The organism is Acinetobacter sp. MF4640 (assembly GCF_002018895.1).
GTDB classification, from domain to species: Bacteria; Pseudomonadota; Gammaproteobacteria; order Pseudomonadales; family Moraxellaceae; genus Acinetobacter; species Acinetobacter johnsonii.
In genome coordinates, this window is sequence record NZ_MVOM01000008.1 from 16,310 (window position 1) to 29,581 (window position 13,272).

The following is a 13,272-nucleotide window of genomic DNA, read 5'->3' on the forward strand; positions in this document are numbered from 1 at the left end:
TAAATGTTAGAGCGGATTATAACCGCATTGGTTTTGGTGGCCGTTGTACTGAGTTGTATGTTTGCAAGCCAGTCACACTATCCAATGTTTGTGCTGATGATTATTGCGGCAGGGGTTGCAGGCTATGAGTGGTTTAAACTCATGCCCCGTACAACAAAAAATGTTAATAAACCTCTAGCGTGGGGTTTTGGTTTACTAAGTGCTGGCCTTGCTACACTTGCTTTATACTTTAACGATATTGCGCTTCTACTTTGGGCTGCCTCTATCCTATGTTGGCTGCTAAGCCTGTATTGGGTTAAATCCTATCCAAATTATGATGCTTGGTATAATTCAACCCTTAAGGTGGTTGGTATTGTTCTGATATCTTCAGCTGTGACCGCTATTTTTGCACTCTGGAAGATGTCTCCATGGTGGCTAATGTACCTGTTTTTATTGGTTTGGGGTGCTGACAGCGGAGCATATTTTGTTGGGCGTAAACTAGGTAAGCGTAAACTTGCACCTGAAGTGAGTCCAAATAAATCGTTGGAAGGGCTTTATGGTGGTGTGATTACGGCCATGATCATCGTGGTTGCTGTTGAAATCCTCTATTTAGACTTAACATACGCGCAGCATTTATTATTTCTTATTTTATCTGTAGTGACTGTATTTAGCTCAGTTTTAGGTGATTTGTTTGAGTCTATGATTAAACGTCGTGCTGGAATTAAAGACTCAGGTCGTATTTTGCCGGGGCATGGTGGGGTACTGGATCGTATTGATTCGTTACTGGCTGCTGCACCTATCTTTGCTGCGGGTGTATATGTGTTAAAACTTATTGGCGTAGATTTGTAAATGTCTCAATCTGTTTGTATTTTGGGTGTGACGGGCTCGATTGGGCAGAGCACCTTAAAAATATTGCAACAACATGCTGAACACTACTCTGTGTTTGCTGTAACGGCATATAGTCGGATGCAAGAACTTGTTGATATTTGTCAGCAGTTTCAACCTAAAATTGCAGTTGTACCTCAAGCAAAAGTAGATGAACTGCGCCAGCTCCTAGTCGCAGCCAATTTACAAAACATTGAAATTTTGGCGGATGAGGCAGGCCTCATCGCGGTTGCTGAACATCCAGAAGTGGATGTGGTGATGGCGGCGATTGTGGGCGCTGCAGGTTTAATGCCGACGCTAGCAGCGGTACAAGCAGGAAAGCGTGTACTTTTGGCAAATAAAGAAGCGCTGGTGATGTCGGGTGACATCATGATGCAAGCTGCTCATGATCATCAGGCTCTTTTACTTCCTGTGGACTCTGAGCATAATGCAATCTTTCAATGCTTGCCGCAGACCTATTTACAAGCTGAGCGTCACGGACAGCCGAAACTCGGAGTCTCTGGTATTCTTCTGACTGCATCCGGCGGCCCATTTCTAAAACATAGTTTAGATGAATTACATAATGTAACGCCTGCGCAGGCGTGTAAACATCCTAATTGGTCCATGGGACAGAAAATCTCGGTTGATTCGGCGACCCTCATGAATAAAGGGTTGGAGCTAATTGAAGCTTGTCATCTTTTTTCAATCGAAGAACATTTTGTTACAGTAGTTGTGCATCCGCAGAGTATTATTCATTCCATGGTGCAATATGTGGATGGTTCAACATTGGCGCAAATGGGAAATCCTGATATGTGTACGCCGATTGCACATGCGTTGGCATGGCCTGAGCGTATTCAAACCCATGTTCCAGCTTTAGATTTATTTAAAAATCATCAGTTGGATTTTCAAGCGCCTGATACGCATCGATTCCCAGCATTAAGCTTGGCACGTCAAGCGATGAAAACTGGGGGCACAGCCCCAGCGATTTTAAATGCAGCCAATGAAATTGCTGTTGCTGCATTTTTAAATCAACAGGTGGGGTTTATGCAGATTCCTGCTATTGTTGAACACACTTTGAATACCATCCCACATCAAGCAGCAACACAACTTGATGTTATTTTAGAAGCCGATCAAAACGCACGTCATGTTGCTCAGCAATATGTGGTTAATATAGGAATTTAAGCATGAGCGCCTTGTTTATGATTGTTGCGGCAATTTTGCTTTTAGGCCCACTTATTGCAATACATGAGTTTGGGCACTATTTTGTTGCGCGTAAATTGGGCGTAAAAGTTCTAGTTTATTCCATTGGTTTTGGACCAACGGTTTTAAAGTGGACCTCTAAAAAGTCAGGTATTCAATATCAGCTTTCGGCATTGCCCTTGGGTGGTTATGTCAAAATGCTAGATGAGCGTGAAGGTGATGTTGCTGAAGAGGATGTGCCCAAAGCATTTAATCATCAGTCACCTTGGAAGCGTATCGCAATTGTTGCGGCTGGCCCATTGATTAACTTGGCATTTGCCATTTTTCTGTTTTGGATTTTGTTTTTGCCTGCACAAGAGCAGTTGAATACACGTGTGGGTAAAGTGCTACCTAATACACCTGCAGCACAAGTTCAAATGCAAGTGGGCGATAAAATTACCGCTGTTGATGGCTTAACGACACCCACTTGGGAAAAATTGAATTTTGCCTTGGTTGACCGTGTAGGTGAGACAGGATCAATCCAAATTCAGGCCGAACGTGCGGGACAAGTTAAGACGTTTAGTTTACCTATTCAAAACTTCTTGAAAGATCAAACACAGTCTCCGCTTGATGTTCTGGGTTTTACGCCTTATCGACCAAAAATTCCTGCGGTCGTGACTAAGTTGAGCGAAGATGGTGCAGCCATTCGTCAGGGTATGCAACAAGGTGACAAAATTGTCGCGATTGATGGCATCAAGATGAATGATTGGTTTGATGTGGTACAAGTGGTTCAAGCCTCGCCTGAGAAATTGTTAAAAATTGATGTGCTTCGCCAAAATCAATTGGTACAACTTGAGGTGATGCCGCAAGGTAAACGTGACAATATGGGCAAGGTTTCTGGTGTCTTAGGTGTACAAAGTGACCCTGGGAAAATCAGTATTCCTACAGAATATAAACAAACGATACAATATAATCCTGCTGAAGCCTTCATTATGGCAGTGGATAAAACCGGTCAACTGTCGAGTATGATTTTGAACTCGATTGTGAAAATGGTGCGCGGTTTGATTGGTCTAGACAACCTATCAGGACCGATCACGATTGCCAAAGTCGCAGGACAAAGTGCGGAAATGGGTTGGCAAACTTTTATCTCATTTATGGCACTGATGAGTGTAAGTTTAGGGATATTAAATTTATTGCCTATTCCTATGCTTGATGGTGGACATTTGGTCTATTATTTTATAGAACTAATACGTGGTAAACCTGTTTCTGAACAAATACAATTGGTTGGTTTAAAAATTGGTATGGTATTGCTCGGAAGTATGATGCTTTTGGCACTATTCAATGATTTTATGCGTTTGTAAAAAAGCGTAGATACGGAATTAAATTTTACATCGGAAAAAACTGGCATGCAGCACACACATTTATTTATGCCTTTGGCGCTCATCAGTGCTATGGCAACAGTACAACAAGTATATGCAGCAGAAGATTATATAGTACGTGATATTAAGGTTGATGGACTTGTTCGTTTAACGCCAGCAAATGTCTATGGAATGATTCCGTTGAATAGTGGAGATCGTGTGAGCGATGCAGCACTTGCCAATGCCATTCGTAGTTTATATGCAACAGGTTTGTTTGATGACATTAAAACAGAAAAGCAGGGTGATACGCTGGTTTTCAAAGTTGTCGAACGCCCACTAATTTCTAAAGTTGAATTTAAAGGTAATAAACTCATTCCTAAAGAGGCCTTGGAAGAAGGCTTGAAGAAGATGGGGATTACCGAAGGTGAAGTGCTGAAAAAATCAGCGCTCCAGACGGTTGAATCTGAGCTTGAACAACAATACATGCAGCAAGGTCGTTATGATGCTGATGTCAAAGTGGTCACAACAGCGAAGCCGAACAACCGTGTAGACCTTACTATTGAGTTTGTTGAAGGTAAGGCTGCAAAAGTCGTAGATATCAATATTATTGGTAATACAGTATTTAAAGAAAGCGAAATTGAACAAGCGTTTGCGGTAAAAGAGAGTGGTTGGACATCCATTATTTCACGTAATGACCGTTATGCACGTGAAAAGATGGCTGCAAGCTTAGAGTCTTTACGTGCACTTTATTTAAACAAAGGCTATATCAACTTTAATATCAATCACTCAAGCTTAAATTTAAGTGAAGATAAAAAGAATATTTTTGTTGAAGTTTCAGTGGATGAAGGCGAACAGTTTAAATTTGGCGAAACCAAATTTTTGGGCGATGCTTTATACACCCCAGCAGAACTGAAAGCTTTACAAATATATAAAGATGGCGATATCTATTCACAAGAAAAAGTGAATGCGGTTAAACAGTTGCTTCTACGTAAATACGGTAATGCGGGTTATTACTATGCAGAAGTGAACGTCGTGCCTCAGATCGATAAAGAAACTCATCTGGTGGATTTAAATTATTACGTGAATCCAGGTCAGCAAGTGACTGTGCGTCGTATTAACTTTACCGGCAACACGAAAACTGCGGATGAAGTATTACGTCGTGAAATGCGCCAAATGGAAGGTGCGCTGGCAAGTAATGAGAAAATTGATTTATCTAAAGTTCGTTTAGAGCGTACAGGCTTCTTTAAAACTGTAGATATCAAACCAGCACGTGTTCCGAACACAGCCGACCAAGTTGATTTAAACATTAATGTTGAAGAGCAGCACTCGGGTACCAGTACCTTGGCAGTTGGTTTCTCACAAAGTGGTGGTGTAACCTTCCAAGCGGGTTTAAGTCAAACCAATTTCATGGGTACAGGTAACTCGGTTGCAATTGATTTATCCCGCTCAGAAACGCAAGACTATTACAACCTAAGTGTGACGGATCCGTACTTTACGATTGATGGTGTACGTCGTGGTTATAACATGTACTACCGTAAAACCAAGTTGGATGAAGACTATAACGTCAATAACTATGTGACGGATAGTCTTGGTGGTGGTATCAATTTTGGTTATCCAATTGATGAAAACCAAAGCATTAGCGCGGGTTTAAACATCGACCAAACTGAAGTAACCACAGGTCCGTATGTATCTACTTATGTGCGTGATTACTTGTTGGCGCATGGCGGTAAGACAAAAAGTACATCGACTTATTGTATGGTGGATTTAGTTCCTGATTCGGAAGGCGTTTATGTTTGCCCAGATGGTCAGACATCTGCTCCTTATGGTTCTGAGTTTACCGGTGACTTCTTAACCTATAACTTAAACTTAGGATGGTCATATAACACCTTAAACCGTCCAGTGTTCCCAACATCGGGTATGTCGCATCGTATCAATGGTGAAATTGCCTTACCAGGCAGTGATGTTGAATATCAAAAGCTGACTTATGATGCTCAGGCTTACTTCCCGCTTGCGAAAGATTTTGTATTACGTGGCTATGGTAAGTTGGGTTATGGTAATGATTTACCATTCTATAAAAACTTCTATGCAGGTGGTTTTGGTTCGGTACGTGGTTATGATAACAGTACCTTAGGTCCGAAATACCCAGGCGTAACTTATAGTGAATCAAGATCTAAAGATAATGACTATGAGGAAGTGGGTGGTAACGCACTGATCCAATTTGGTACAGAATTGGCTTTGCCTTTGCCATTTAAAGGGGATTGGACGCGTCAGGTTCGCCCAGTTATCTTTGCTGAAGGCGCGCAAGTATTTGATACGCAGTGTGATGTTCCATCTGGTCAGTTATATATGACTGGAAGTAAAACTGATGTTGGTGTAGATGCGAAGCAATACTGTAAAGACAACTTCGGTTTTGAGCTTGATAACATGCGCTATAGCGTGGGTGTAGGCTTTACTTGGATTACGATGATTGGTCCATTGTCTCTTAGCTATGCATACCCATTGAATGATAAAGATGGCGATGAAACAAAGAACATTCAATTTGAAATCGGTCGTACCTTCTAAGGTCGACCTTTTCTCTACATGAAAGATATAAATATGAAAAAAATTCTTACAGCTTTAACACTTACAGCATTAACTTCTACAGTGGTGAATGCTGCTGGCTATGGTGTGGTGGATCTTGAGCGTGTTGTTGAAAATAGCACGTATTTAAAACAGCAAAATTCGAGTTTTCAACAAAAAATTCAACCGCAAAGCACCAAGCTTGATCAACTCAGTAAAGAGCTTCAAGACTTACAACAGCGTTTACAAACAGGTGATAAGCTGAGCGCTGCGGATAAGCAAAAAATGGTGACTCAGTACCAAACCAAAATGAATGAGTTCAATACTTTACAACAAACCATGCAAAGCAGTGTGCAAAGCTCTATTCAGCAAGTACGTACTGTATTTGATGGTCGTGTAAAGCAAGTTGCTGAACAATTGCGTAAAGAAAATCAATTAGATGTTGTTTTGAATAAAAACTCAGCACTTGCCTATGACGCTAAGTATGATTTAACTGATAAAATGATTCAAAAGGTTAACGCAATTAAGTAATCAATGAATCCTCAACAGTACCGCTTAGAAGATCTTGCTCGTTTAGTCCAAGGTGAGTGTGTAGGTCAAGCTGATTTAATCCTTAAGGGATTAGCAAGTCTAGATTCGGCAGAATCTAGACATCTTGCATTTGTAAATGGTGAAAAGTATTTAGAGCAAGCACTGCAGTCTAAAGCTGGTGCATTCATTGTTACAGCTGATCTGAAAGATCTCTTGGTTGAACATCAAAACTTTATTGTTGTTGCCAATCCTTATTTAGCCTTTGCGATTTTGACCCATGCTTTTGAGGTTAAACACACTGAGCAGGGCATTGAAAGCACTGCACAGATACATCCTTCTGCAATCATCTCAGATACTGCTTATATTGGTCATTATGTAGTCATTGGTGCAAATTGCGTTGTTGGCGATGACACGATTATCCATTCACATGTCAGCATACATGATGGGGTTGAAATTGGCCGCAGCGGTTTAATTGAATCGCATGTAAATTTGATGTCATGCAAAATTGGTGATCGTGTTCGTATTCATGCCAATACTGTGATTGGTAGTGAAGGTTTTGGTTTTGCCCCTTATCAAGGGAAATGGCATCGAATTGCTCAATTGGGTTCGGTCATCATCGGTAATGATGTACGGATTGGTTCAAATTGTAGTATTGATCGCGGTGCATTGGATGACACAATTTTGGAAGATGGTGTCATTATTGATAACCTTGTGCAAATCGCCCATAACGCTAAAATTGGTGCTAATTCGGCTTTTGCTGCCAATACTGCAATAGCCGGTAGTACAACCATTGGCAAAAATTGCATCGTAGGTGGTGGGTCTGCAATTGCAGGGCACTTAAATATTGTTGATAATGTTACGTTAACTGGAATGTCAATGGTCACAAATAATATTTCTGTGGCTGGAACGTATTCCTCAGGAATTGGGCTGTTTGAAAATCAAAAGTGGAAACGCACCGTTGTTCGTTTAAGACAATTAGCAGATGTGCCATTGACCCAATTGGTAAAAAAACTTGATCATATGCAGGCTCAAATTGAGTCCCTTGAATCAACAATTAAATTGCGTAAATAGAAATATGATGACTGAGTCGAATTCTACTAGTTTCACGAAACCTGAATTGCCAATGACGATTCAAACTATTCGTGAGTACTTACCACACCGCTATCCTTTTTTATTGGTCGATCGTGTTGTTGATGTGACTGAAAATGGAATTGTGGCGTATAAAAATGTGTCTATTAATGAAGAGTTTCTTCAAGGCCATTTCCCTAATTATCCAATTATGCCTGGTGTTTTGATTGTCGAAGCATTAGCGCAAGTTTCAGGTATTCTTGGTTTCATCATGAACAATGAGAAACCAAGTGAAGGTTCTTTGTTCTTGTTCGCAGGTGCAGAGAAAGTTCGCTTTAAAAAGCAAGTCGTTGCAGGCGACCAATTGGTGTTAAAATCAGAATTGGTCATGCAGAAACGTGGTATTTACAAATATAATTGTATTGCCACCGTTGACGGTGTAGTAGCAGCATCTGCGGAAATTATGGTTTCGCATCAGAAAATAGAGCAATCATGAGCAATAACGAATTTATTCACCCAACAGCAATCATCGATGCATCTGCCGTGATTGCAGCAGATGCAAAGATTGGACCGTATTGTATTATTGGTCCAAATGTCACTATTGGTGCAGGTACGCAGTTACATTCGCATGTGGTGGTCGGTGGTTATACGCGTATTGGAGAACAAAATGAAATTTTCCAATTCGCAAGCGTGGGTGAGGTCTGCCAAGATCTAAAATATGCAGGTGAAGAAACCTGGTTAGAAATTGGTGACCATAATAAAATTCGTGAACATTGTAGTTTACACCGGGGTACGGTTCAGGATCACGGTATAACCAAGATTGGTAGCCATAATTTATTGATGGTGAATACGCATATTGCGCACGACTGCGTGGTCGGTGATCATAATATTTTTGCAAACAATGTCGGCGTAGCTGGTCATGTTCATGTAGGTGACTATGTGATTGTCGGTGGTAACTCGGGTATACACCAATTCTGTAAGATTGATTCTTATAGCATGATTGGTGGCGCATCATTGATTGTAAAAGATGTCCCTGCTTATGTGATGGTTTCTGGTAATCCTGCACATGCTTTTGCGATGAATGTTGAAGGCATGCGTCGTAAAGGTTGGTCTAAAAATGTGATTCAAGGTTTACGTACTGCATTTAAACTGATCTATAAAGAAGGTTTAACGACAGAGCAGGCTTTAGAACGTATCCGTGCAGAAATTTTGCCTGAAGTTGCTGAAGCACAGTTGCTCATTGACTCGTTAGAACAGTCAGAGCGTGGCATTGTGCGTTAAGCTTATTCCAAAGATAAAAAAGACACTTCGCGTGTCTTTTTTTATATCTATAGGAAAATTATTTCTTAAAGAAAGAGGCTTCTTCAGACTTAGGATATTGCTTAAGGAGTTTGGCTTTGTATTGGTTGGCCTGAGTCGAGTTTTTATCCACTTCTTTTGCAATATTATAGAGTTGATAGACTGCTCGAGGCGCACGCGAAGAGTTTGGGTATTGGTTTGCCACAATCCCGTAGTTCTTTTTCGCTTCTGCATAGTTGGTAGGTTCAATCGCTAAATTAAATTCCGCTAACCAGAAATATGCATTGCTGATGTAAACACTGTTGGGGTTGTTTTTAATAAAATTTTGCATGGGTGCAATCGCTTTCTTCGCACCACCTTGCTTATAGGCATCCAATGCGACAGTATACGCGGCTTTTTCTAGCTCAGATGGCTCTGATGTGTTTTGCGTACTGACCACTACAGGTGCTTTGTTTACTGCGACCGTGGTTGTGCTACTGCTGGCGTTGGTGATTGTGGTGTTACTGGGAGGAGTATCCTGTTGGTTATCCTCCGTTGTATTGCTCGCTTCAGGGTCTACTTTTTGTTGAAGTAACTCTAAGCGTTGATCTAGGTCAGCGTAACGGTTTTCCAACTCATGTTTGAGTTGAGCGATCTCGTTGTCTTGCTCTTCAAGTTTACCGCGTAAGCTACGCAAATCATTTTCTAATTGTTGGTTCTTTTGCATGATTTGCCAATTAATATTGGTTGCTGTTGCACTCGCACCTGTGTCTACTGCGACGCTGGTTGGATTGACACTATTGTTCGTTGCTTGACTTAAGCCGCGAGATTCAATTGGAATATTGGCGAAAACAGGCGTTGTGCAAAGTAGGGTGAGGGCACATAGGCTATGCTTCTTTAGCATCATAAAATATCCGTGTTATAAGGCTTTGATGGGGAAAACATCAAACGAAATTCATTTACCCCATTAAAAACGGCAACGTTATGAATTGCAATAAGCTTTTACATTGTTGTCGTATATTTAGGTAAATGAATGTAGCCTAGTCGTTACCAATAATTGAGCGATTTTTCTTAAGTTTGTTTTATAAATAGTCAATTGAATGAAATGCTTATTGAAAAGTCGTTTATAGGCTTGCAACTTAGGGAAAAATCTCTATACTCTGTTCTTGCAATGGTAGCCCTGCCGGTTACTTCGCAATTGTACTCTACGAACCCCGCCAGGACCGGAAGGTAGCAACGGTAGTAGAAATATGATGTGCCGAAGTCTTGCTGGTAGGGTTGCCACCAGTTTTATAAATAAAAAGAATAAAAATGAAAGACTACTATGGCATTGATGCAGGTCTAGTTGTAAGTATTGAATCCTCTGAGAAAGTGAAAAGTATTCTGCTTTTTCTTCTATTTTTTGCAATTACCACTATTTTTATCTATTTCTCAATTCTATATTTTATTTCAAATGGTTTTTTAAATTATATTGCCATAGGCTTTGTTGTATCTTGTCTCTGTGTTTTATTCTGCATTTTTTATTTGTTGCTTGAAAGCATAAATACCGAAATTGTTTTTAATGAAGATCATCTTCTCTATCGTAAAGTTTTCACTGTTAAAAAAGTGCTCTATAGTGAAATAAAAGGCTATGAAATTTTATCTTTTAGAAAAAGAAGTCGTTTGCTACTGATTGATCAGCATCATCAAATCGTTAATATTAGTTCAGATTTTGAGTCATATAAAAGAATTTGTAATATGTTCATGGCACATTTTGAAGATATTGAGGTTGTTAATAAACGAGAGCAAGAACAAAATTTTATACAAGAACATACAAAAAATATTTCCAGTGAACAGCAACAAAAATATTTAAAATATGCATTAAGATTTAGAAAAATTTTAGATGTATTGACGGTTATTATTTTCTTTTTAGCCCCTATATTTGATTGGTCAGATCTTTTATTTCATGGTATGGCTTTGGTTTATCTATACCTTAGTTATCCAAAGCATCATAATTTTTATATTATTTATATGCAAAAGGCTAAAATCTCTACAGAAGTGCTGTCTTTTCTGATTATGCTTGTATGCAATTATTTATTTCTTAGGGGTATTATCCAGCATTACGATTTAGCTTTTTTATTTTATTCATTGATATGCATGAGCTTTCTATTATCTTCTCTATATATTGTATTTAAAAAGAAGTTTGCTCAGAAAATGAAGCGGCAAATGATCATGGTGATCGCACTTGCTATACCTGTTGTTGGTATTTATTCTGCGAGTTTGGTGCGTATTGTGAATAGCATAAATGATAATAGTATTTTAAGTTCTCAAGATGTGCAGGTCGTAAATAAGGAGAAGAGCGAGGGTGTTTGGAGAGTAGGCGCGCGTCGTCATTCGCTTTCGCATTATTATTTAGATGTACGAATGTCTGATGGTGCGGTACAGTGTGTCAAAGTGAGATCTGGTGACTACTATAATACAAATGTTGATGGTGGTTATAAGATGACACTACATAAAGGTAACTTAGGCATTACTTGGTCAGCTTATGAGCTGCAGTAAATTAGATTTTAGTATTTAAGGTTTAATAGCTGATAAGCTTGTTTACGTTTTCTTGATATAGCTAGATGACAGATCAATCATGTGTGGGCCAGTGCAGGTAAATAGCCGTTTAATCTTCAATTTTTCTCGAAATGGCTTTCATAATCGCGTCCATTTCAAAGCCACGGTACATTAAAAAACGGATTTGTTTGGCTTTTAGTTTTGGATCTGTTGCGACCTCAGTTCCATACTTTCTAACTTTGAGTTGATAGGCTTGTTCGACCCAATCCGTTTCTTTCAATTCTTCTAAAATTAAACCAGTGTCAATCTTTTTGGTTTTTAGCGCCATTTTAATGCGATTAGGACCTTTGCCTTTACGCTTTTGGCTCGATAGCATGATCTCAGCTACGCGTTGATCACTCTGATAGTTTTGTGCTGAAAGCTCTTCAACCAGTGTAATCACTTCTTCACGGTGCATCGCCCATGTAGCCAGTTTTTCAATCAATTCTGCTTTTGAATATTCCTTACGTGTTAATACAGCAAAGGCATAAGAGCGTAGACGGGAACCTGTTAAACCTGTGGGTTTGGGCTGATTCTCTTCATCAAAATCTAAAGCATCATCAGTTTCTTGTGTTACCTGCGTGTGGCAGTATTGAGTAGCAGGGGATTCTTCCTCGCCAAATTGTTGTTTGAGAGCATCGTAGTCAAGGAGTTTGGGAAATTTTGAATTAGGCATAATTGGGTATGAAGTAGATCTGAATAAACAAAACGCCCCGTAGGGCGTTCTTAGTGTAAGCCTAAATGTCGTGTAATAACATTTAATCTTTTTCGATACTTTTAATTAAGCATCTAAAAAGTCTGGCTCTTCTTCATTCTCTTCTACAGGCGCAGCGTTTGCAGTCGTCAGTAGTTTTTCTCGAATGATTTTCTCAATGGTTTCAGCCAACTGAGGGTTTTCTTCAAGGTGACGGATCACATTGTTTTTACCTTGACCGATTTTGTCACCTTGGTATGAATACCAAGCACCTGCTTTTTGTACGATTTCTTGTTGAACAGCTAAGTCTACGAGTTCGCCCAAGTGGTTGACGCCTTTACCATATAAAATTTGGAAGAGCGCTTCACGGAATGGAGGTGCCATTTTGTTTTTGACAACTTTTACTTTGGTTTCAGAACCAACGATTTCATCGCCTTCTTTGACCTGACCTACGCGACGAATGTCTAAACGCACAGACGCATAGAATTTCAACGCATTACCACCAGTCGTGGTTTCAGGGCTACCAAACATTACACCAATTTTCATACGAATTTGGTTAATGAAAATCACCATACAGTTTGAGCGTTTTGCATTACCTGTAATTTTACGTAATGCTTGGCTCATTAAACGTGCTTGGAGACCCATGTGTGAGTCGCCCATTTCACCTTCAATTTCAGCACGTGGTGTCAATGCTGCAACAGAGTCGACAACGATGAGGTCAATAGCACCAGAGCGAACTAGCATGTCTGCAATTTCAAGTGCTTGTTCACCATGGTCCGGCTGAGAAACCAAGAGATTGTCAATATCTACGCCAAGTTTACGCGCATACTGTGGGTCTAAAGCGTGTTCTGCATCGATAAATGCACATGTACCACCTGCTTTTTGACATTCGGCAATCGCTTGTAAAGTCATGGTTGTTTTACCTGAAGATTCAGGACCATAAATCTCAACGATACGACCTTTCGGTAAGCCGCCAATGCCTAGAGCAATATCAAGTGTCAAAGAACCCGTTGATACCGCTTCAACAGCTTGTACGGTGTTATCGCCAAGACGCATTACTGTGTTTTTACCAAACTGCTTTTCAATTTGGCTTAGCGCAGCATTGAGCGCCTTGCTTTTATTATCATCCATCTTACAACCTCAAAACGATGTCACGGATATTTACTGAATATGCTCAGTATAGTG

At 40.0% G+C, this 13,272-nt stretch carries 12 protein-coding genes and 1 other RNA gene; 10 read left to right on the forward strand and 3 right to left on the reverse strand.

The window, feature by feature from the left end; genetic code table 11:
- Nucleotides 1-3 precede the first annotated feature (3 nt).
- From MF4640_RS04010 to lpxA, 8 genes are read left to right on the forward strand one after another with little or no spacing between them, the layout of a single operon-like run.
- Entirely contained in the window at nt 4-828 is an 825-nt protein-coding gene (locus MF4640_RS04010) for a phosphatidate cytidylyltransferase (RefSeq protein WP_078388766.1), read from the forward strand.
- Nucleotides 829-2,025, forward strand: coding sequence for a 1-deoxy-D-xylulose-5-phosphate reductoisomerase (ispC, locus tag MF4640_RS04015; RefSeq protein ID WP_078388767.1), 1,197 nt, complete (start codon nt 829-831; stop codon nt 2,023-2,025).
- Nucleotides 2,026-2,027: 2 nt separating this feature from the next.
- Nucleotides 2,028-3,383, forward strand: coding sequence for an RIP metalloprotease RseP (rseP, locus tag MF4640_RS04020; RefSeq protein WP_078388768.1), 1,356 nt, complete (start codon nt 2,028-2,030; stop codon nt 3,381-3,383).
- A 45-nt stretch (nt 3,384-3,428) separates the two neighbouring features.
- Nucleotides 3,429-5,942: an outer membrane protein assembly factor BamA gene (gene bamA, locus MF4640_RS04025; protein WP_078388769.1), complete on the forward strand. Its 2,514-nt coding sequence runs from the start codon at nt 3,429-3,431 to the stop codon at nt 5,940-5,942.
- A 33-nt stretch (nt 5,943-5,975) separates the two neighbouring features.
- Complete coding sequence (locus tag MF4640_RS04030; RefSeq protein ID WP_078388770.1) at nt 5,976-6,470, forward strand: OmpH family outer membrane protein; 495 nt, start codon at nt 5,976-5,978, stop codon at nt 6,468-6,470.
- 3 nt (nt 6,471-6,473) lie between these two features.
- Nucleotides 6,474-7,541, forward strand: a complete 1,068-nt coding sequence (lpxD, locus tag MF4640_RS04035; protein ID WP_078388771.1) for a UDP-3-O-(3-hydroxymyristoyl)glucosamine N-acyltransferase — start codon at nt 6,474-6,476, stop codon at nt 7,539-7,541.
- Between the two features lie 7 nt (nt 7,542-7,548).
- Nucleotides 7,549-8,034: a 3-hydroxyacyl-ACP dehydratase FabZ gene (fabZ, locus tag MF4640_RS04040; RefSeq protein WP_010326983.1), complete on the forward strand. Its 486-nt coding sequence runs from the start codon at nt 7,549-7,551 to the stop codon at nt 8,032-8,034.
- The gene (gene lpxA / locus MF4640_RS04045; protein WP_078388772.1) at nt 8,031-8,819 is read left to right on the forward strand and encodes an acyl-ACP--UDP-N-acetylglucosamine O-acyltransferase; all 789 of its coding nucleotides are present in this window, start codon (nt 8,031-8,033) and stop codon (nt 8,817-8,819) included. The genes fabZ and lpxA overlap by 4 nt, the downstream gene beginning before the upstream one ends.
- A 58-nt stretch (nt 8,820-8,877) precedes the next feature.
- On the opposite strand, the gene MF4640_RS04050 is transcribed toward lpxA, so the two are convergent.
- Nucleotides 8,878-9,723 carry a YbgF trimerization domain-containing protein gene (locus MF4640_RS04050; RefSeq protein WP_078388773.1) on the reverse strand — a complete coding sequence of 282 codons (846 nt, stop codon included), beginning with the start codon at nt 9,721-9,723 and terminating at the stop codon, nt 8,878-8,880.
- Nucleotides 9,724-9,997: 274 nt separating this feature from the next.
- On the opposite strand from MF4640_RS04050, the gene ffs reads away from it, so the two are divergent.
- Together ffs and MF4640_RS19675 are read left to right on the forward strand one after the other, a co-directional pair.
- Nucleotides 9,998-10,094: signal recognition particle sRNA small type (ffs, locus tag MF4640_RS04055), an RNA gene on the forward strand.
- Nucleotides 10,095-10,127: 33 nt separating this feature from the next.
- Nucleotides 10,128-11,354: a hypothetical protein gene (locus tag MF4640_RS19675; RefSeq protein WP_227518618.1), complete on the forward strand. Its 1,227-nt coding sequence runs from the start codon at nt 10,128-10,130 to the stop codon at nt 11,352-11,354.
- Nucleotides 11,355-11,463: 109 nt separating this feature from the next.
- On the opposite strand, the gene MF4640_RS04070 is transcribed toward MF4640_RS19675, so the two are convergent.
- Both MF4640_RS04070 and recA read right to left on the reverse strand, forming a co-directional pair.
- Nucleotides 11,464-12,069: a regulatory protein RecX gene (locus tag MF4640_RS04070; protein ID WP_078388774.1), complete on the reverse strand. Its 606-nt coding sequence runs from the start codon at nt 12,067-12,069 to the stop codon at nt 11,464-11,466.
- Between the two features lie 105 nt (nt 12,070-12,174).
- Entirely contained in the window at nt 12,175-13,218 is a 1,044-nt protein-coding gene (recA, locus tag MF4640_RS04075; protein ID WP_005401034.1) for a recombinase RecA, read from the reverse strand.
- Nucleotides 13,219-13,272 lie beyond the last annotated feature (54 nt).

Excerpts from the sequence above, each read along its gene's own strand:
- lpxD (WP_078388771.1), top strand. The coding sequence starts at position 6,474 with ATGAATCCTCAACAGTACCGCTTAGAAGATCTTGCTCGTTTAGTCCAA.
- MF4640_RS04010 (WP_078388766.1), top strand. The coding sequence starts at position 4 with ATGTTAGAGCGGATTATAACCGCATTGGTTTTGGTGGCCGTTGTACTG.
- lpxA (WP_078388772.1), top strand. The coding sequence starts at position 8,031 with ATGAGCAATAACGAATTTATTCACCCAACAGCAATCATCGATGCATCT.
- MF4640_RS19675 (WP_227518618.1), top strand. The coding sequence starts at position 10,128 with ATGAAAGACTACTATGGCATTGATGCAGGTCTAGTTGTAAGTATTGAA.
- MF4640_RS04050 (WP_078388773.1), bottom strand. The coding sequence starts at position 9,723 with ATGATGCTAAAGAAGCATAGCCTATGTGCCCTCACCCTACTTTGCACA.
- fabZ (WP_010326983.1), top strand. The coding sequence starts at position 7,549 with ATGACTGAGTCGAATTCTACTAGTTTCACGAAACCTGAATTGCCAATG.
- ispC (WP_078388767.1), top strand. The coding sequence starts at position 829 with ATGTCTCAATCTGTTTGTATTTTGGGTGTGACGGGCTCGATTGGGCAG.
- recA (WP_005401034.1), bottom strand. The coding sequence starts at position 13,218 with ATGGATGATAATAAAAGCAAGGCGCTCAATGCTGCGCTAAGCCAAATT.
- bamA (WP_078388769.1), top strand. The coding sequence starts at position 3,429 with ATGCAGCACACACATTTATTTATGCCTTTGGCGCTCATCAGTGCTATG.
- rseP (WP_078388768.1), top strand. The coding sequence starts at position 2,028 with ATGAGCGCCTTGTTTATGATTGTTGCGGCAATTTTGCTTTTAGGCCCA.
- MF4640_RS04030 (WP_078388770.1), top strand. The coding sequence starts at position 5,976 with ATGAAAAAAATTCTTACAGCTTTAACACTTACAGCATTAACTTCTACA.
- MF4640_RS04070 (WP_078388774.1), bottom strand. The coding sequence starts at position 12,069 with ATGCCTAATTCAAAATTTCCCAAACTCCTTGACTACGATGCTCTCAAA.